Source organism: Kocuria sp. PD6, assembly GCF_031844145.1.
Lineage (GTDB): Bacteria > Actinomycetota > Actinomycetes > Actinomycetales > Micrococcaceae > Kocuria > Kocuria marina.
In genome coordinates, this window is record NZ_JAUZUS010000004.1 from 1 (window position 1) to 19,438 (window position 19,438).

A 19,438-nucleotide genomic window follows, 5' to 3' on the forward strand; every position below is an offset into this window, starting at 1 on the left:
GTGCGGTCCCATTCCTGGAGTGGGGGATCAGAACCCGGGCAATACCGGTTGCTGGGCACCCGATCCGGGGTGGGTTCACCGGCCGCCGTGTTCACCCGCTGCGATGATCCAGGGTTTTCCCGGCGGGCTCGTGGGTGACTACGGGACAATGGATGGCATGAGCAACTCGAAACCAGGCCCCGCCCAACTGTCCATCGCCCCGGAAATGCCCCGCGGTGAGGTGGTGGGCCGTTACCGGACCTACGCCCTGGCGCAGAAAGCCGTTGACTACATGGCGGACGAACACTTCCCCGTGGCCATGGTCTCGATCATCGGCAGCGACCTCAAGTCCGTGGAGCAGGTCACCGGTCGGCTCTCCTACCCCAAGGTCGCCCTGCAGGGTGCGCTCAACGGTCTGGTCTTCGGCGCGTTCTTCGGCCTTTTGATGTCCCTGCTGGGCGGGGCCAACATGGCTTCGTCCCTGTTGCTCACCATGATCCTCGGTGGCGCGTTCTGGATGCTCATGGCCACCATCACGTACGCCATGTCCCGCGGCAAGCGGGACTTCACCTCGACCAGCAGGATCGTGGCGGGCAGCTACGAGGTCCTCGCCGCCCCGGAGGTCGCGGGTCAGGCCCGCCAGGTGCTCAACGGCATGGAGGGCGGCCACGTGGTGGGGCAGCGCGGGCAGAACCCGGGTCAGGGGTACCGCGGTCCCGCCGGTCCGCAGGGTGACCAGTGGGGTGGTTCGGGTGCTCCGCAGGGCAGCCAGTACCCCGGTGGCCCGCAGTACGGTGGACCGGCCCAGGGCGGTCCCGTCCAGGGCGGGCGGCCGGGCGCTCCGGGTCAGGGCGCCCCGGTTCACGGTGCTCCGGTGCAGGGTGATCCCGGGGGACAGAACGCTCCCGGCGGTTCCGAGCCGCGCTACGGTGTGTTTCTCCCGGGTGCAGATCAGCAGCAGGAAGACGCCAACCGTTCCGCGAAGTTCCCGGACCTCCCGGACGGACGCCCGCAGTACGGTATCCGGCTCGAACCCTCCGACGCCGCCCCGGCCGGTGGGCAGCCCGCACCGCAGGCCCCCGCGAACGCCGCCGCTCCGTCCCACCCCGCGGCCGACGCTCCCGCTCCCTCCACAGACGGGGCGTCATCGGGCACGATCCCCGCGAACCCGGCTCAGTCGGCCGACCGCGCGGCGCCGTGGACACAGCCGGGTACCCCCGAGGCACCGCGCGAGGGCGGGTCCACCCCGCACAACGGACAGGGCACGACCCAGCGGCCGCACGGCGAGGACCAGCGCTGACCCACGGCACACGCGCAACAAAATTTCGGGCACGCCAGAGCCACAAATGGTGCCCGAAGGTGGCGCGGGAGTGACTGAGAGTTCGGCGGCGTCACGCACAGAGAGCGATCCCCGGGTCCTGACATGCGGGCCCGGGGATCACTCTCTAGGTGTTCCGGGGGTTACGCCGCGGGGCCCGCGCTGGGGCCCACGTTCTCGTCCCGGTTCCAGATGCCCTGGATCCACGACTCCACGTCGTCGGGGTTGCGGGGGAGGGCCTCGGAGAGGTTCTCGTTGCCCTGCTCGGTGATCAGCACGTCGTCCTCGATGCGCACACCGATGCCGCGGTACTCCTCGGGGATCGCGAGGTCCTCGTTCTTGAAGTACAACCCGGGCTCGATCGTGAACACCATCCCCGGCTCGATCACAGCGTCCAGGTAGAGCTCACGCTTGGCCTGGGCGCAGTCGTGCACGTCCAGTCCCAGGTGGTGGCTCGTACCGTGCGGCATCCAGCGGCGGTGGTGCTGACCGGCCTCGGACAGGGAGACCTCCGCGGACACCGGCAACAGCCCCCATTCCTCGAGCCGCTGGGCGAGCACCTTCATGGCCGCGGCGTGGAGGTCCCGGAACTTGTTACCGGGGACGGCGACGTCGAACGCGGCGTCCGCGGCGTCGAGCACGGCCTGGTAGATCCGGCGCTGCACGTCCGTGTAGCTGCCGGTCACGGGCAGGGTGCGGGTGAGGTCCGCGGTGTAGAGCGACTCGGCCTCCACACCCGCGTCCACGAGGATCAGCTCGCCCGGCTTGACCGAGCCGTTGTTGCGGATCCAGTGCAGCACGGTCGCGTTGTTCCCGGACGCCGCGATGGTGTCGTAGCCGAGGTCGTTGCCCTCGAGGCGGGCGCGGGAGAAGAACGCGCCCTCGACTACGCGCTCGCCGCGTTCACCGCCGATCGCGCGCGGCAGCACCGAGACGATGTCCTCGAAACCGCGGATCGTGGCCGCCACGGCCTCGCGCAACTGCCCGACCTCGTACTCGTCCTTGATGAGCCGCAGCTCGCTCAGGGCCTCGGCCAGGGTCGCGTCCTTGGTGTCCGACTGCTCGAGGTCCACGCCCGTGTTGATCCGGGAGGTATCCACGAGCGCGTCCATGTTCAGGTCCACGTCCCGCACCAAACGAATGCTGAGACCACCCAGGGCGGTGTTGCCTGCGTCCTTGGTGACCGCGGTCTCCAGAGCGGAGAGGTCCTCGGTGGGCAGCGCGAACTCGTCGCGCAATTGCGCCAGCGTGGGGCGGGGCCCCACCCAGAACTCACCGTTCTTGGCATCCGCGTAGAACTCCGCGGAGTCCCGCCCGGCCATGGGGTGGAAGTACAGGGTGGAGGTGTGGTCGCTGCCGTCGTCTCCCTGACCCTGCTCGGTGGGTTCCATGACCAGCACGGCCTCGGGCTCGTGGTCCACTCCCATGCCCGTGAGGTGCGCGAACGCGGAGTGCGGGCGGAAGCGATAGTCGGTGTCGTTCGAGCGCACCTTGGGGGCGCCCGCGGGGATCACGAGACGCTCGCCGGGGAACATCCGGGAGAGCCGGGCACGGCGCTGAGCGGCGAACTCCGCGACCTCGGCGCGCGGCGTCGTCGTGTGCTCCGGAGCGGCCCAACCCGAGGCCATGAACTCGCGGAACTCCGCGTTGTCGGGGCGCTGCGAGCGGTTGTCCACCCGCTCGTCCATGGGCTGCGCGGCGTCCTCGCTCGCGTGATGGGAAGCGGTGGGGTGTGCTGAGCCTTGGCTCATGGACGCGGTCATCTCCTTCGGGGCGCGGGCTCCCGCGCGGGTCGCGATGCTGGCGGAATGTTCTCGTCCATGGTGCCACGCCGGTCAACCCTGGCCCGTGGGCAGCGAGGACCGGGCGATCGGTAGCGATGGCTCGGCCTCGTCCGGTCGGCGCGTATCGCGGGCCGACCCACCGCGGTCCGCGGGTATCGTGGAGGTGATGAGAATCGACCTGCACACCCACTCCAACGCGTCGGACGGCACGGAGTCCCCGGCGGACGTGGCCCGCGCGGCACACCGGGCCGGGCTCAACGTCTTCGCGCTCACCGATCACGACACCACCGCGGGGTGGCAGGAGGCGGGGGACACCGCCGTGTCCCTGGGGGTCGCGTTCGTACCCGGCATGGAGATCACGTGCACCACCGCGGACGGTATCTCGGTGCACATGCTCAGCTATCTGCACGGCCCGGACCACGCACCGCTGCTGGACGCGATCGAGGAGTCCCGGCGCAGCCGACTCTCCCGCGCGCACAAGATGGTGGACCTGCTCGCGCAGGACTACCCGATCAGCTGGGACGACGTCATGGCCCACGTGAGTCCCGAGGCCACGGTGGGCCGCCCACACATCGCGGACGCCCTGGTGGAGCTGGGCGTCGTCCCAAACCGCTCTGCCGCGTTCTCGGACATGCTCTCCGGGCGATCTAAGTACTACGTGCGGCACATGGCCCTGGACCCGGTGCAGGCCATCAAACTCGTGCGCGCGGCGGGCGGGGTCCCGGTGTGCGCGCACCCCATGGCCCCGTTGCGCGGTCGCGTGGCCACCCCGGCTGATTTCAACGCGATGATCGACGCCGGTCTGGCCGGCGTGGAAGTCGCCCACCGGGACAACCCGGACGAGTCCCGCGCGGTGCTCATGAAGCTCGCCGCGGACCACGATCTCATCGTCACGGGATCCAGCGACTACCACGGCGCGGGCAAGCCCAATCGGTTGGGGGAGAACTCCACGTCAGTGCGTTCGCTCACGAGGATTTGCGAACAGGCCACCTCCGGGATGGAGGTCCGCTGGCCGTGAGGCCGGGGCGCACGGCACGGTCCTGACGACGTTTCGAAGAACAGTCGGGATGCAGCGGCTCGTGAACCGGATCAGGACGCGCTGAACACCGCCGTATCCGGCAGGCGCCGACGCATGACGTCCACGGCCTCGGGGTTGGAGTCCACGCACACGAACTTCCGGCCCAGTTGCTCGCTGACCGCGCCCGTGGTCCCCGAGCCTGCGAAGAAGTCCAGCACCCAGTCCCCGGGACGCGAGGACGCCGTGACGATCCGGCGCAACACCCCGGCGGGTTTCTGCGTGGGATAACCGGTCTTTTCCTTGCCCGTGGGGGAGACGATCGTGTGCCACCACACGTCCGTGGGCAGCTTGCCGCGCGCGGCTTTGACGGGACCCACGAGCCCCGGGGCCATGTACGGCTCCCGGTCCACGTCCGCGGAGTTGAAGTGGTAGGCGGTCGGATCCTTGACGTAGACCAGGATCGTGTCGTGCTTGGCCGGCCATCGCTTGGCGGTGCGTCCGCCGAAGTCGTAGGCCCAGATGATCTCGTTGAGGAAGCACCGGCGGCCGAACAGCGCGTCCAGCAGCACCTTGACGTAGTGCACCTCGCGGTAGTCCAGGTGCACGTACAGCGTCCCGTGCGTGGCCAGCACGCGCCGGGCATGCATCAGCCGGGGTTCCAGGAAGCCCAGGTAGTCCGCGAACGAGTCCTCGTAGCGCAGCAACGAGCCCATGATCGTTTCGTAGGAACGCCCCGCGAAGCCCACGCGATCGCCCTCGCCCGCGGCCGCGGGGACGGAGCGAGTGGTGCGGCGCACCTGGTCCCTGCCCGTGTTGAACGGGGGGTCCAGGTATACCAGGGAGAACGCCTCGTCCGGCAGCCCCTCCAGCACGTTGAGGTTCTCACCGTGCACGATCGCGCTGGTGCCCTCCGCGTCGAATGCGAAGGGCTCCCACTGCGCCATCTACTCTCCCGCTGCAGAGGACTGCTGCGCCTGCTGACCGCCCTGGGCAGCCTTGTTCTGCCCCGAGGAACGACGACGCCGCCGGCGCCGCTTGGTGCCCTCGCCCGTGTTCTCCACGGAGGTCTCCCGGGAACGCTCGCCCTGCTCGGAGCGGGGCCGCTGGTTCTCCGCCTGGGATCGCCCCGCGGAGCCGCTGCGGGGGTCGGAACCGCCCGAGCGGCGTCGTGCGCCGGAGCCGTTGCGGCCACCGGAACCACCGCGACCGCCGCGGCCCGAACGCTTCTCGGAGTGCTGCGGCCTGCCGTCACCGAGGTCCTCGAGCTCCTCGGCGTCGAGGCCCTCGAGCGTGCGCTGCGACTTGGGCAGCTTGCCCTTGACGCCGCGCGGGATGTTCAGGTCCGTGTAGAGGTGATCGGAGGACGAGTAGGTCTCCACGGGTTCGGGCACGCCCAGCTCGAGGGCATTGTCGATCAGGCGCCAGCGGGGGACGTCGTCCCAGTCCACGAACGTGATGGCCGTGCCCTTGTTGCCCGCGCGCCCGGTGCGCCCGGTGCGGTGCAGGTAAGTCTTCTCGTCCTCGGGGCACTGGAAGTTGATCACGTGGGTGACGTCCTCGACGTCGATCCCTCGCGCGGCGACGTCCGTGGCCACAAGCACGTCCACCTTGCCGTGACGGAACGCGCGCAGCGCCTGCTCGCGGGCGCCCTGGCCCAGGTCGCCGTGCAGGGGAGCGGCGGCGAAACCGCGGTGGATGAGCTCGTCCGCGAGCTTGGCGGCCGCGCGTTTGGTACGCGTGAAGATGATGGTCCGTCCCCGGCCCTCGGCCTGCAGGATGCGCGCGACGACCTCGTCCTTGTCCAGGTGGTGGGCGCGGTAGATGACCTGACGGATGTCCTTCTTGGTGCTGCCCTCGTCCGGGGCAGCCGCACGGATGTGCATGGGCCGGGTCATGTACCGCCGTGCCATGGCCACCACGGGGCCGGGCATGGTCGCGGAGAACAGCATGGTTTGGCGCACCTGCGGAACCGTGGCCAGCAGCTTCTCCACGTCCGGGAGGAAGCCCAGGTCCAGCATCTCGTCCGCCTCGTCCAGCACGACCATGCGCACGTGGCTCAGGTCCAGGAAGTGCTGGCGGTTGAGGTCGATCAGGCGCCCGGGGGTGCCCACGACGACCTCCACGCCCTTTTCGAGCTCGGCGATCTGCGACTCGTAGGGGCGGCCACCGTAGATCGTGGCCACGCGGGCGTTGCGGGTCTTGGCGGCGATCGCGAGGTCGCTGCCCACCTGGACCGCGAGCTCACGCGTGGGGACCACGATCAATGCCTGGGGGGCGCCGGGCTTCTTCAACTGGGCCCAGCCGTCGTCGTCACGGCCTACGGCACGCTGCAGTGCGGGGATGCCGAAACCGAGGGTCTTGCCGGTACCGGTCTTGGCCTGACCGATGATGTCCTGGCCGGACAGCGCGATGGGCAGCGTCATGGCCTGGATGGGGAACGGGGAGGTGATGCCGTGCTCGGCGAGCGCGTCCACGATGTCCTGGCGGACGCCGAAGTCCGCGAACGAGGACTCGGTCACGGGTTCGGCGGTGTCGACCGCCTGGGTCCCGGCCTCGTCCGGCTCGATGATGTCGTGTTCGGGTGTTGCAGTGATATCGGTCACGAATGTCCTTCACGGGTCGGCGCGGGGCACCACGCCGGATCATCGGCCGGGCCGTCCCGGAGGACGGAGCGGCACGAAGCGGGGGCCGCCGCGCTGTGAGAGGAAGCCGATCGTGAAACGCACCCCGCCCGGGCGCTCAGCGGAAGGCGCGGGACCTTCCGGGCGCGGGCCGAAGCCGGGTAACAAGTGAACGTGACGGTCTCATGGGACGACCGGTCATCCTGATAAACACCTCCAGTGTACCCGCAAAACGGTGAGGCCCCCGGACGCGGTGGTCCGGGGGCCTCACGGCGTGGGCGGTTCAGCCGAGGGGCAGGGGGGTGAAACCCACCTTTCGCTTGGTCTCCTGGCCGGTCTCCACGTAGCCGATGCTCGCGGAGGGGACCACGGTGGTGGAACCCTTGGTGTCCTGCAGCACGAGCGGTGCGCCGGAGCTCAGCGCCTCCGTGACCTTGGTCTGCACCTCGTCCGCGGAGAGGTCGGCGTTGACCACGAGCTCGCGGGCCACGTTCTGAATCCCGATCTTGATTTCCATGAGTACCTCCTGCGGCGTCACCGGCCCACGGTGATCACGGGCCGGACCATGTCTTCCAGGTGCCGCGCACCCCGGTGAGGGGCGGGCGCGTCAGCCTCGGTCGTTGCCGATCAGTTTAGGAGCAGGTTCCCGGCGCTCCTCGTCGAGCGTCCTGATTCCGCCCCAGGCTAAACGGAAAATCCGGTCCTGGACCTCTTCGCGTGTGCCCGCTTCCGGGTGGCGGGTCCAGAACACAGCGGAGGTCTGGACCAGGTGCACGAGGCCCCGGGACAGCATGGTGGCCTGGGCCGGTGGCATGCCCGCTTTGGGTCCGAGCACCGCGGCCACGGCCACGGCGACCCCCTGGTAGAACTCGTCCAGTTGCGCCGCGACCTCGGGGAAGGACATGAGGTCCGCGCTGAACACGAGCCGATGGGCCTCCGGCTGGCTGTTCACGAACTCGAAGTGGGTGTCGATCACGTTCTGCACCCGCGCCTTGTTGGTCTCGGCGCTGGCCAGGGACCGCTCGAGCTTCTCGGACAGTTCCGCGAGCGTGAACTGCACGAGCGCCAGGAACAGGTCCCGCTTACCCGGGAAGTGCTGGTAGAGCACCGGTTTGGAGACCCCGGCCGCGGCGGCGATCTCGTCCATGGAGGTCGAGTGGTAGCCGCCTTCGGAGAACACCCGCAGTGCCGTGCTCAACAGCTGCTCCCGCCGCTGGTCCCGGGTCATGCGAGGGGCCCGCGTGTGGCCGGTGGGCGCGGGCGCGTCGCGTGCATCGGGAGCGTTCATGGGGTCCTCCTCTGTGACGGGCCCTCGCCCGTCGTGGCTTCAACCGGCCGCGCGGGGACGCGGGGTGTCTGAGGGGGATCGTTCAGCGAGGGAATCCTGATCCGCGGGGAGGGTCTGCGGTGGCGCGACCTCCAGACCGAACAGCGCTTCCAATCCGGAAATGTATTCGTCCGCGCGGCCCTCCGCGGCGAGTTGACGGGCACGGACGGTGGGGATGTGCAGCAGTGAGCGGACCATGCGGCGCATGGCCATCTCGATCTGTTCCTCCGCGCCGGTGCAGCCGTGATGGGCACGGACCTTCTCGAGTTCGGTGTCCAGCACGGCCATGGTGTGCTTGCGCAGCGCCACGATGGCCTGGTCCATGGTGCGGGCGCTCTGGGCCGCCGCGAAGCCCTGGGCGGCCTCGTCCACGATCTCGCGCGCCGCGCTCACGGACTCGCGGGTCTCCTCGGGTGCGGCCACGCGCACCGATTCCAGGGTGATCAGCTCCACGTCCGGCAGGTCCGCGACGGCGGGGTCGAAGTCCCGCGCGAGCGCGAGGTCGATCACGGTGCGCGGTCCGCTCGGGAAGGCGGACGCCGGCATGGGGGCGGAGCCGCCCGAGCAGCCGATCACGACGTCCGCGCGGCGCAGTGCCGCCGGCAGCTCGACCTCCGTGACGGGGGAGCCGCCGCGCTGGTCCGTGAACTGCTGGGCGCGTCCGGAACCGGAGTAGACCTCGATGTCCGCGCAGCCGCGGTCGCGCAGCGCGGCCATGGTGGCGCCGGCGTACGCGCCGGTGCCGAAGATCAGGGCGTGCCGGTCGGGCCAGCTGCCGCGGGTGATGTCGTCGGCGAGGTCCAGGGCCACGGACACGATGGAGCGTCCCCGCTCACCGAGGCCGGTGCGGGCCCCGACCTCACGTGCGGTGCGGGCGGCGGCCTCGAACAACTGCACGAGGTGTCCCGAAGCGGTGCCGGACTGGCGGGCCTGGTTCAGCGCGCGGCGGACCTGTCCGGTGATCTCACGCTCGCCCACCACGGCGGACTCCAGACCGGAGACCACAGTGAACAGGTGTTGCGGGACCTCGGTGCCGTGGTAGGTGTCCATGGTCTCCAGGACGAAGCGTTCGTCCAGCCCCGCGCGCTCGGCCACGCGTTCGGCGAGCTGCTGCTGGGCCAGGGCGACGTCGTTGGTCCCGTCCTCGGGCAGCTCACCGTAGAGTTCGAGCCGGTTGCACGTGGACAGCGTGATGGCCCCCGAGAGCGCACCCTGGGACACGGCTTCCTCGGCCACCCCGAGAGCCCCCGTGCTCAACCGTGCGACGGTGTTGAGGTCGACGGAACGGTGCGATGCGACAAGACAGAAAAGAACCACAATCCGGCCATCCTAGACGAATTCATCCTGGCTCGCTCAGCATAACCACTGGGCGCGCCCGGCGCAGAGATTGCGTTCCCGGCGGACACTACGTCATCAAAACCGGCGGGCTCCTTTGGCACAATGGGGCCATTATGGCTTCCCAGAATGATCGCACCGTAGAATCCCGCCGCGCCGAGTCCCCCCATGATCCCGCCGCGGCCACGGAGCCGGGCGGCGATCACGCGTGGGAGCAGCGCATCGCCGCGCTGCCCACCGAGCACCCGCTGCGCTCGGCGGGTGTGGCCGACTCCCCCCTGATCAGTACCCTGCGGGGGCTCCCCGCCGCGCACACGCCCGTGTGGTTCATGCGTCAGGCGGGTCGCTCGTTGCCCGAGTACCGCGCCGCCCGGGAGGGCACGGGGATGCTCGAGGCGTGCCTGACCCCGGACCTCGCCGCGGAGATCACCCTGCAGCCGGTGCGCCGGCACGGCGTGGACGCGGCCATCTTCTTCTCCGACATCGTGGTGCCCATGAAGCTCGCCTCGGTGGCCGTGGACATCGTGGCCGGGCGCGGCCCGGTGCTCGACCACCCCGTGCGCACCGCCGCGGACGTCACCGCGCTGCCCGAACTGCCGGACTCGGCGTTGGACCCGATCCGCGAGGCCGTGGCGCGCACGGTCGCCGAGCTCGGGGACACCCCGCTGATCGGTTTCGCGGGCGCGCCGTTCACGATCGCCGCATACGCCGTGGAGGGCGGGCCCTCGCGCGACCACTTGCGCCCGCGCACCATGATGCACGCGGATCCCGCGTCCTGGACCGCTCTGGCCGAGTGGGCCGCGCGCACCTCCGGAGCGTTCCTGCGCGCCCAAGTGGAAGCGGGGGCCTCGGCCGTGCAGTTGTTCGACTCGTGGGCGGGCTCCCTATCGCTCGCCGACTACGAGGCGCACGTCCAGCGCCACTCCGCGGACGCGCTCGCCGCCGTGGCGGACCTGGGGGTACCGCGGATCCATTTCGGCACGGGTACGGGCGAGCTGTTGGCCGCCATGCGGGACGCGGGAGCGGACGCCGTGGGTGTGGATTACCGCATCCCGTTGGACGTCGCATCGCAGCGTCTGGGTGGGCGCACCGTGGTGCAGGGCAACATCGATCCCGCGCTGCTCGCCGCCCCGCGGGAGGTGCTACACGAGCACGCCCGCGACGTTCTGCGCCGCGGTCGCAGCGCCCCCGGTCACGTGGTCAACCTGGGCCACGGCGTGCCGCCGGAGACGGACCCGGACGTACTGAGCGAACTGGTGACCTTCATCCACAAGGAGACTCGGTGACAACTTCCCCCGGTGCCCAGCGGCGCACCGCGCCACGGCGTCCTCGCACGGCTCTCGTGGTGGGCGGCGGCGTCGCCGGGTTGACGGCCGCCCGTGACCTGGCGCGCGCCGGTCTGCGCGTGACCCTGGTCGAGGCCTCGGACCACTTCGGCGGCGCCGTGGGTGCCCACGAGGTGGCGGGACTCGTCCTGGACTCCGGCGCGGAATCCTTCGCCACACGCTCGGACGCCGTACCCGATCTGCTCGAGGAACTCGGGCTCTCCGACCGCGTGGTCACCCCCCATCCCGCGGGCTCCTGGTTGCAACTCCCTGAGGGTGCGGTGCCCGCACCCAAGTCCGGGGTGCTCGGGATCCCCGCGGACCCCACCGCACCGGAGCTGCGCAAGCCCCTGGGCCGGGCGGGCGTGGCCCGTGCGCGCATGGACAGGGCGTTGCCGGCCCGCGTGGGCGCGGGGGAGCGTTCCATCGGCGGTCTCGTGCGTGCCCGCATGGGCCAGCGCGTGCTGGACCGGTTGGTCACCCCGTTCGTCTCCGGGGTCTACTCGACCCACCCGGACGAACTCGACGTCGACGCCGTGGCCCCCGGTTTGCGCGCCCGCTTGCGCGAACTCGGCAGCCTGGGCGCGGCCGCGGGTGCACTGCGCACAGCGAGCCCCGCGGGTGCGAACGTGGCCGGTCTCGACGGCGGGATGAACCTGCTCAGCGAACGGCTCGTGCGGGACGCGGAGCGGTTGGGCGTCAAGCTCGTGACCCGCTACGACGTCATCGCCCTGGACCGCGACCCGCGCAGGCCCGGGTGGATGGTGATCCAGCGCCAACCCGTGAACGGGGACAAGACGGCCGTGGCCCGCGGGGAACTGCTCGTGATGGCCACGGACGGACCCACCACGGTGCGCTTGCTCGGCACGCAGGTCAGCGACGTCCAGAACTTCACGCCTCGCTCGGGGCCCCGGATCGCGCTCGCCACCCTCGTGCTGGATTGCCCCGCCCTGGACAGTGCACCCCGCGATACCGGTCTGCTCGTGAGCGACGACGTGCGCGAGGTGCGCGCCAAGGCCCTGACCCACGCCACGGCCAAGTGGAAGTGGGTGGCTCGCGAGGCCGGGGAGCACCGCCACGTGGTGCGGTTATCCTACGGCCGGGCCACCCCGCGTGGATCGGGCCCCTCCCCGGAGGTCACGCTCGAGGACAAGCACCTCATCTCGCTCGCCCTCGGGGACGCGAGCACACTGCTGGGCGTACCGATCGAGCCGGAACAGCTCGTGGGCGCGGACGTCGTGCGGTGGCACACCGCCCTGCCGCGCACGGACGCGGGTCACAGCGCCCGCGTCACGGGGTTCCGCCGGGCGCTCAAGGACGTCCCGGACGCCGCGGCCGTGGGGGCGTGGCTGTCCGGTACGGGACTCGCGGCGGTCGTCGCGGACACCCGCCACCAGGTCAGGACCCTGCTCAAGCACCACGGGTTCGACGTGACCCCGAACTGAGGGACCGCCGCGCGCGGGACCGAGCCGTGCAACGTCGTCCGCGCAGCCCGGGCAGTGCTGCGCGGGACGAGAACCACCGAACGTGAACAGAACGAGAAGTCGAAAGGGAGCACACACGATGAGTGAGCACGCAACCGAGGCACGCCAGGACGCGGCACAGGCCGGCGGGGACACGCTGTACTGGGCCGGTTACACGGTGTTCGAGCGGACGGGTGAGCGCCCGCGGGACGCGGACTCACAGGCCAACCGCAGCGCGTTCGACGAGCTCGTGAAGGACCTCGAGGGTCGGGGCGTCACCGTGCGCGGCGTGTACGACGTCTCCGGGATGCGCGAAAGCGCCGATCTGATGCTGTGGCTCACGGGCAAGGAACCGGACGCCCTGCAGGCCGCGATCCGGCAACTGCGTCGTCAGCCGCTGCTCGCGGGCACCCGGCAGTCCTGGAACGCCATGGGTGTGCACCGCGAGGCGGAGTTCACGTCCAACCACTCGCCCGCGTTCGCGCGCGGTGCGGAGGCTGGCGCGTGGGTGTGCGTCTACCCGTTCGTGCGCTCCTACGAGTGGTACTACATGAACCCGCAGCGCCGCGGGGAGATGCTCAAGAACCACGGCATGAAGGCCCGCGAGTACCCGCAGGTGCTCGCCAACACCATCGCGTGCTTCGGGCTCAACGACTTCGAATGGCTGCTGGCCCTGGAGGCCCCGGAGCTCGTGGACCTGGTGGACATCATGCGCCACTTCCGCAACACCGAGGCACGCCTGCACGTGCGCGAGGAGACCCCGTTCTACACGGGGCGCCGGATCACCACCCACGAGATTGCCGAGGTGCTTGACTGAGATGACTGACACCCGAAAGACCAATGCCCTGAGTGCCGAGCGCGCCAACGCGCCGCACAGCTTCGACGCCCTGATCCTCTCCTCCTTCGGCGGGCCGGAGGGTCAGGAGGACGTGATCCCGTTCCTGCGCAACGTCACGCGCGGCCGCGGCATCCCGGACGAGCGGCTCGAGGAGGTGGCCACCCACTACCGTGCGAACGGCGGCGTGAGCCCCATCAACGCCCAGAACCGGGCGCTGCGCGATGCGCTCGAGGCCGAGCTGCGGCGTCGTGGTGTGGAGCTGCCCGTGCTGCTCGCCAACCGCAACTGGGACCCGTACGTGGCGGACGTTCTGCGCGAGAGCCACGAGCGAGGGTACCGGGACCTGCTGGTGCTCGCCACGAGCGCGTACTCCGGGTACTCCAGCTGCCGCCAGTACCGGGAGGACTACGGCGTGGGCCTGGAGGAGACGGGGCTGCAGGACGAGCTGCACGTGGAGAAGATCCGGCAGTACTACGACTCCGAGGGTTTCCTGCGCCCCTACGCCACCAAGCTGCGTGAGTCACTGGATGCTCTGCGGCAGCGCACGGACGGTGCGCTCCGCGTGCTGTTCACCACCCACTCCGTGCCCATGACGGACGCCAACGCGGCCGGCTCCCAGCGGATGAGCTTCGAGGGGGACTCCGCCTACGTGGCGCAGCACCTTGCGGCCGCGCGCTGGATCGTGGAGCAGGTGGGCGAGCCCATGAACGGGGTGGAGTGGGAGCTCGTGTACCAGTCCCGCTCCGGGCCCCCGCAGGTCCCGTGGCTCGAACCGGACATCTGCGACGTCATCGAGGAGCTGCCTGGCAAGGGCGTCACCGGCGTGGCCGTGGTGCCCCTGGGCTTCGTCTCGGACCACATGGAGGTGCTCTGGGACCTCGACACCGAGGCCCGTGACGCCGCGGCCGAGGCCGGCCTGGAGTTCGAGCGCATCCCCACCGCCGGCACCGATCCCGAGTTCGTGGCCGCGCTCGCGGACCTCGTGGAGCAGCGGCTGGGCACGCCCACCGCGCCCCCGCGGGTATCCGCGTGCGCCCAGGGCACGTGGTTCGACACGTGCGCCCCGGACTGCTGCGTGAAGGTGCTGCGCGGCCAGAGCGAACCCCGCCCCACGATCGCCCAGCGGCCCGTCGGCGAGCCGATCCCCGTGGGGCTCGACGAGAACGGCGAGGTGATCCACCGGTGAGTGGACCCGTGTTCAGGGTGGGCACCCGAGGCTCGCAGCTGGCCATGACGCAGAGCCGCTGGGCCGCCGAGGCCTTGGCCAGCGCGAGCGGACTCGATTACGAACTGGTCACCGTGCGCACCGAGGGCGACGTGCTCACCGGGCCGCTGTCCCAGTTGGGCGGTACAGGGGTCTTCGCCACGGCGTTGCGGTCCAAGGTGCTCGACGGCGCCGTGGACCTGGCCGTGCACTCCCTCAAGGACTTGCCCACCGCGGCGGTCACGGGGCTCACCATTGCCGCGCTGCCGCAGCGTGAGGACCCGCGGGACGCCCTGTGCGCCCGTGACGGTCTGACCCTCGACGAACTGCCGGAGGGCGCGGCCGTAGGCACGGGCTCGCCGCGGCGCGTCGCGCAGTTGCGCGCGCTGCGCCCCGACCTGCGCATCGTGGACATCCGCGGCAACGTGGGCACGCGGCTCAACCGCGTGGCTCCCGGGGACCCGGGGGACCTCGACGCGGTGGTGCTCGCGGCGTCGGGCCTCAAGCGCCTGGGCCTCGAGGGGCGGATCACCGAGTACCTGGATCCGCACCGGATGCTGCCGGCCCCGGGCCAGGGTGCGCTCGCGCTCGAGGTCTCGGCGGAACTCGCGGCGGACTCGGGTCTCGCGACCGGTCTGGCCGCGGTGGACCACCTGCCCACGCGGCTCGCGGTCACCGCGGAGCGCTCGGTGCTGGCTCGTCTCGAGGCGGGCTGCGCCGCACCTGTGGGAACCTTCGCACGCCTCGTGGACGGTGATCTCGAACTGGACGTCGTCGTGGCGAATCCGGACGGCTCCGAGGTCATGCGCCGCACGGAGTCCGCGCCGGAACCCTCGGTCGAGGCCGCGCGGGCTCTCGGTCAGCGGGTCGCGGATGACCTGTTGGCCCACGGCGCGGACCGGTTGGCACGGTTGAGCCTGTGACCGCGGCGCGCGTGCTCATCACCCGCGACCCCGCTTCCGCGAGCGCCCTGGCGGTGCTGCTGCGGGAGCGCGGGTACGAGCCGTGCGCCTCGCCCCTGCTCGAGGCCCAGTTGCCGTCGGACGTGGAATCACTGCGGGAGCTGCTGGCCGAGGCCACCGGCCCGAGCGGTCCCACCTGGTTGTGCGTGACGTCCGCGACCACGGTGGCGGCGCTCGCCGCGGTCGCCCCCACCCCGCAGTGGGGTGCCGCGCTCGACGCCGCTCGGCGGCCCTCCGCTCGTCACCGCACCGAGGCCGGTGGGCCCGCCCTGCGGGTCGCCGCGGTGGGCGAGGCGACCGTCCGCGCGCTGGGGGAGTATGGTGTGGGCGTGGATTTCGTCCCCGCGCGCGTCTCGAGCGCGGCGGGCATGCTCGCCGAGTGGCCCGAGGAGCACCCGGATGCATCCGGGGCCCCGGTGCGGGCCCTCGTGCCGGTCTCGGCGCTCGCGTCCGACGCCCTCGTGAGCGGACTGCGGGAGCGGGGGTACGACGTCGTGCGGATCACCGCGTACGACACCGTCCCGGCCCCGGCGGACCGCCCGCTGCGCGCACCCGGTGCCGGGACCGCAACCACACCGGAGGCCCCCGAGGAATGGGGCGCCGACGCTGCTCGGGCCGCGTGCGCGTCCGGTGAGCTGGCCGCGGTGGTGGTCACGGCGCCGTCGCGCGCGGACGCCCTGCTGGAGGGCATGACGCCCGCGGCCGCCACGGCGTGGATCGCGATCGGGGAACCGACCGCCCGCGCGCTGCGGGCCCGCGGAGTCGACCCGATGACCTCCGCGCAACCGACCCCAGCGGCCCTGGCCGACGCCGTGTCGCGGGCGCTGGGTGAGCCGGACACTTCGGCGCCGGAGCGGGACGATCACGCCGAGCCCGCAACGACGACGCCCGCGACGACCCGCCCCTCGACGACTCAAAGATTTCGATGATCAGGAGATGTGAACCATGACCGACCATGACGTGTCGTACGACCTCGTGTCACGGCCCCGCAGACTGCGCAGTACCCCGGCCATGCGCCGGTTCGCCGCGGAGACCCGCGTGACGCCGTCCGAGCTGATCCTGCCCGTGTTCGTCAAGGAAGGACTCGACGAGCCGCAGCCCCTGGCCTCGATGCCCGGTGTGGTGCAGCACACCATGGACTCTCTCAAGCGCGCGGCCGCCGAAGCCGTGGAGCTGGGGCTGGGCGGCTTCATGTTGTTCGGGATCCCGCAGACCCGCGACGCAGAGGGCTCCGCCGCGCTGGACCCGGACGGCATCCTCAACCGCGGGATCCGTGCCGTGCGTGACGAGGTGGGGGACGACATCGTGGTCATGTCGGACCTGTGTCTGGACGAGTTCACCGATCACGGCCACTGCGGTGTGCTGGATGATCAGGGCCGCGTGGACAACGATCGCACCCTGGAGATCTACGGCCGCATGGGCCTGGCCCAGGCCGAGGCCGGCGCCCACATGCTGGGACCCTCCGGGATGATGGACGGCCAGGTGGGCGTGATCCGCGCGGCACTGGACGCTGCGGGCCGCGAGGACGTGTCGATCCTCGCCTACAGCGCCAAGTACTCGTCCGCGTTCTACGGCCCGTTCCGCGAGGCCGTGGACTCCACGCTCACGGGTGACCGCAAGACCTATCAGATGGATCCTGCGAACCGCCGGGAGGCCCTGCTGGAGCTGCAGCTGGACCTGGACGAGGGCGCGGACATGGTCATGGTCAAGCCGGCCATGAGCTATCTGGACATCCTGCGCGAGGTCGCGGACGCGTCCCCCGTGCCGGTCTCGGCGTACCAGATCTCGGGTGAGTACGCGATGATCGAGGCCGCCGCGGCGAACGGCTGGATCAACCGCGACGCCGCGATCCGCGAGTCCGTGCTGTCCATCAAGCGCGCCGGGGCCAACTCGATCCTGACCTACTACGCGACCGAGCTCGCCCGCTGGTTCCACGAGGAGAACGGCAGGTAACCCCAGAACCCCCGCGCCCGCGCCGTCGCGCGGCACGGTCCCACCGGGAGAGCCTCCCGGCGAAAGGAATGAAGTGATCTCATGAGTGTTTCGCAAGAACTGTTCGACCGCGCCCAGCGCGTCATGCCCGGGGGCGTCAACTCGCCCGTGCGCGCGTTCAACTCCGTGGGCGGTACCCCGCCGTTCATCGCCGCGGCCAAGGGCCCGTACCTCACGGACGTGGACGGGCGCGAGTACGTGGACCTGGTGTGCTCGTGGGGCCCCGCGCTGGTCGGTCACGCGCATCCCGTGGTCACGGAGGCCGTCCACGAGGCCGTGGAGCGCGGTCTCGGTTTCGGCGCCACCACGCGCGGTGAGACCGAACTCGCCGAGCTCGTGGTGGACCGCGTGGCCCCGCTCGAGGAAATCCGCATGGTCTCCACGGGCACCGAGGCCACCATGACGGCGCTGCGCCTGGCCCGCGGGTTCACGGGCCGCGACCTGGTGGTCAAGTTCGCCGGGTGCTACCACGGTCACGTGGATTCGCTCCTGTCGGAGGCCGGTTCCGGTGTCGCGACCCTGGCCCTGCCGGGTTCCGCGGGGGTCACCGAGGCCACCGCCGCCCAGACGCTCGTGGTGGCCTACAACGACGTCGCGGCGCTCGAGACCGTCTTCGCCGAGCACCCCGGTGAGATCGCCGCGGTGATCACCGAGGCCGCTCCGTGCAACATGGGCGTGGTCACCCCGGAGAACGACTTCAACGAGCACATCCGTCGGATCACCCGGGACAACGGCACCCTGATGATTCTGGACGAGGTGCTCACCGGCTTCCGCGTCCACGAGGCCGGGTACTGGGGGCTCAGCAACCAGAACGGCGAGGACTGGGTCCCGGACCTGTTCACGTTCGGCAAGGTCATCGGCGGGGGACTGCCCACCGCCGCACTGGGCGGGCGCCGCGAGATCATGGAGTACCTGGCCCCCATGGGCCCGGTGTACCAGGCGGGCACGCTGTCCGGGAACCCCGTGGCTATGGCCGCGGGGATCGCGACGCTCAAGTGCGCGGACCGGATCGCGTATCAGACCATCGACCGCCGTTCCGAGCAGCTGCAGGCGGGGATGCACGAGGCCCTCGATGCCGCCGGGGTCGATCACTCGATCCAGGTGGCCGGCAACCTGTTCTCGGTGGCCTTCGGGACCGGTGCCCGCGGGGTGCACGACTACGCGGACGCCAAGGCCCAGGAGAGCTTCCGGTACACGCCGTTCTTCCACTCCATGCTGGATGCCGGGGTCTACCTCCCGCCCTCGGTCTTCGAGGCGTGGTTCCTCTCCGCGGCGCACGATGATTCGGCCATGGACCGGATCCTCTCGGCCCTTCCCGCCGCGGCTCGTGCGGCAGCGGAGGCTCGACCCGCCGAAGGCTGATCCGCTCCGCCTTTTCTGTACGCCTTTTCCTGTACGACGACGGCGCGGCGCCGCCCGGGTGGTTCCCGGCGGTGCTGCGCCGTCGTCATTGCGCAGTGCGACGGCCGCGGTCGTGTGCGTGACGGTCGCTGTAGCGGTGCGGGTGGGGTCAGGGGTGCGAGCGGTCCCAGGGGCGCGGGTGGACGGGCCACGTGCCGTCCACCACGGCCTCGGGATCTCGGCGCCGGAAGTACTCCTGCAACGACGCCGCTTGCTCGGCTGCCCAGCCGATCTGCAGTTCGTGCAGCTCCTCCGCGGGTCGTTCGAGCTCTGCGAACCGTTCGACCAGGGCGGTGGCGAGCCGCTCGGTGGCCAGTGCATCCGCGGCGGAGGTGTGTGCGGCATCCAGGACCACGCCGTACTCCTCGCACAGTGCGCCCAGCGTCCGCTTGCCGCGGCGGTAGCGGTGCACCTGCTTGTTGAGCACGAACGGGTCCAGCACGGGCATCGGGGCCGGGGCGGGCAGACCGTGGCGCTCGCTCTCTCTCGCGAGGACCGTGAGGTCGTAGGCGGCGTTGAATGCGAGCACAGGGATCCCCTCGCGCCACAGCCCGCTCAGCACGTCGTGCAGTTGCGCGGTGACCTCTGCGGCGGGGCGGCCCTCGGCGCGGGCCCGCTCGGTCGTGACGCCGTGGACCGCGGCGGCCTCCGCGGGGATCTCGATCCCGGGATCGGCGAGCCACTCCCATTCCCGCGTCACGGTCCCAATGGCGTCCACGAGGACCACCGACGCCGTCACGATCCTCGCCTCCTGTGGATCCCGCCCCGTGGTCTCGAGGTCGAACGCCGCGCGCTCGCCGGCGGTCCACGACGGCGCGGCGCCGACCTCCCTGCGAGCCGCCCCGTGGGGGACGGTTGCTGCGGTCGCCGC

At 71.0% G+C, this 19,438-nt stretch carries 16 protein-coding genes and 1 pseudogene; 10 read left to right on the forward strand and 7 right to left on the reverse strand.

The annotated features are described in order from the left end of the window. Positions 1-157: 157 nt before the first annotated feature. Positions 158-1,279: a general stress protein gene (locus Q9R22_RS04495; RefSeq protein WP_179861248.1), complete on the forward strand. Its 1,122-nt coding sequence runs from the start codon at positions 158-160 to the stop codon at positions 1,277-1,279. Positions 1,280-1,440: 161 nt separating this feature from the next. Here the strand turns inward: Q9R22_RS04495 and Q9R22_RS04500 are convergent, their stop codons facing one another. Next, complete coding sequence (locus Q9R22_RS04500; protein ID WP_085107710.1) at positions 1,441-3,048, reverse strand: aminopeptidase P family protein; 1,608 nt, start codon at positions 3,046-3,048, stop codon at positions 1,441-1,443. 199 nt (positions 3,049-3,247) lie between these two features. Between Q9R22_RS04500 and Q9R22_RS04505 the strand changes: the two genes are divergently transcribed. Continuing rightward, positions 3,248-4,099, forward strand: a complete 852-nt coding sequence (locus Q9R22_RS04505) for a PHP domain-containing protein (RefSeq protein WP_064846077.1) — start codon at positions 3,248-3,250, stop codon at positions 4,097-4,099. 71 nt (positions 4,100-4,170) lie between these two features. Here Q9R22_RS04505 and Q9R22_RS04510 read toward each other — a convergent pair whose 3' ends face one another. The 5 genes from Q9R22_RS04510 to Q9R22_RS04530 all read right to left on the reverse strand — a co-directional run bounded on the left by Q9R22_RS04510 (position 4,171) and on the right by Q9R22_RS04530 (position 9,364). After that, entirely contained in the window at positions 4,171-5,043 is an 873-nt protein-coding gene (locus Q9R22_RS04510) for a site-specific DNA-methyltransferase (protein ID WP_064846078.1), read from the reverse strand. After that, complete coding sequence (locus Q9R22_RS04515) at positions 5,044-6,702, reverse strand: DEAD/DEAH box helicase (protein WP_064846079.1); 1,659 nt, start codon at positions 6,700-6,702, stop codon at positions 5,044-5,046. A 301-nt stretch (positions 6,703-7,003) separates the two neighbouring features. Further along, positions 7,004-7,237 carry a DUF3107 domain-containing protein gene (locus Q9R22_RS04520; RefSeq protein ID WP_035965329.1) on the reverse strand — a complete coding sequence of 78 codons (234 nt, stop codon included), beginning with the start codon at positions 7,235-7,237 and terminating at the stop codon, positions 7,004-7,006. Between the two features lie 90 nt (positions 7,238-7,327). After that, entirely contained in the window at positions 7,328-8,008 is a 681-nt protein-coding gene (locus tag Q9R22_RS04525; RefSeq protein WP_098053933.1) for a TetR/AcrR family transcriptional regulator, read from the reverse strand. A gap of 39 nt (positions 8,009-8,047) precedes the next feature. Next, the gene (locus Q9R22_RS04530) at positions 8,048-9,364 is read right to left on the reverse strand and encodes a glutamyl-tRNA reductase (RefSeq protein WP_098053935.1); all 1,317 of its coding nucleotides are present in this window, start codon (positions 9,362-9,364) and stop codon (positions 8,048-8,050) included. Between the two features lie 134 nt (positions 9,365-9,498). On the opposite strand from Q9R22_RS04530, the gene hemE reads away from it, so the two are divergent. The 8 genes from hemE to hemL all read left to right on the forward strand — a co-directional run bounded on the left by hemE (position 9,499) and on the right by hemL (position 18,528). Further along, positions 9,499-10,668 (forward strand): uroporphyrinogen decarboxylase, encoded by a 1,170-nt coding sequence (gene hemE, locus Q9R22_RS04535; RefSeq protein WP_098053937.1) that lies wholly within the window; start codon positions 9,499-9,501, stop codon positions 10,666-10,668. Continuing rightward, positions 10,665-12,152, forward strand: a complete 1,488-nt coding sequence (gene hemG / locus Q9R22_RS04540; RefSeq protein ID WP_098053939.1) for a protoporphyrinogen oxidase — start codon at positions 10,665-10,667, stop codon at positions 12,150-12,152. Before hemE ends, hemG begins: the two co-directional genes overlap by 4 nt. Before the next feature lie 118 nt (positions 12,153-12,270). Continuing rightward, entirely contained in the window at positions 12,271-12,987 is a 717-nt protein-coding gene (hemQ, locus tag Q9R22_RS04545) for a hydrogen peroxide-dependent heme synthase (RefSeq protein WP_098053941.1), read from the forward strand. Position 12,988: 1 nt separating this feature from the next. After that, on the forward strand, positions 12,989-14,194 hold the full coding sequence (locus Q9R22_RS04550) for a ferrochelatase (protein ID WP_131332605.1): 1,206 nt from the start codon (positions 12,989-12,991) through the stop codon (positions 14,192-14,194). Next, on the forward strand, positions 14,191-15,135 hold the full coding sequence (gene hemC / locus Q9R22_RS04555) for a hydroxymethylbilane synthase (protein ID WP_131332606.1): 945 nt from the start codon (positions 14,191-14,193) through the stop codon (positions 15,133-15,135). Before Q9R22_RS04550 ends, hemC begins: the two co-directional genes overlap by 4 nt. Next, positions 15,132-16,103: a uroporphyrinogen-III synthase gene (locus tag Q9R22_RS04560; RefSeq protein WP_131332607.1), complete on the forward strand. Its 972-nt coding sequence runs from the start codon at positions 15,132-15,134 to the stop codon at positions 16,101-16,103. The genes hemC and Q9R22_RS04560 overlap by 4 nt, the downstream gene beginning before the upstream one ends. A 16-nt stretch (positions 16,104-16,119) precedes the next feature. Next, positions 16,120-17,127 carry a porphobilinogen synthase gene (gene hemB, locus Q9R22_RS04565; RefSeq protein WP_131332608.1) on the forward strand — a complete coding sequence of 336 codons (1,008 nt, stop codon included), beginning with the start codon at positions 16,120-16,122 and terminating at the stop codon, positions 17,125-17,127. 81 nt (positions 17,128-17,208) lie between these two features. Continuing rightward, positions 17,209-18,528, forward strand: coding sequence for a glutamate-1-semialdehyde 2,1-aminomutase (gene hemL, locus Q9R22_RS04570; protein WP_131332609.1), 1,320 nt, complete (start codon positions 17,209-17,211; stop codon positions 18,526-18,528). A 148-nt stretch (positions 18,529-18,676) separates the two neighbouring features. On the opposite strand, the pseudogene Q9R22_RS04575 reads toward hemL, so the two are convergent. Further along, positions 18,677-19,378, reverse strand: a pseudogene (locus Q9R22_RS04575) (3'-5' exonuclease); the annotation flags it as partial. Between the last annotated feature and the right edge of the window lie 60 nt (positions 19,379-19,438).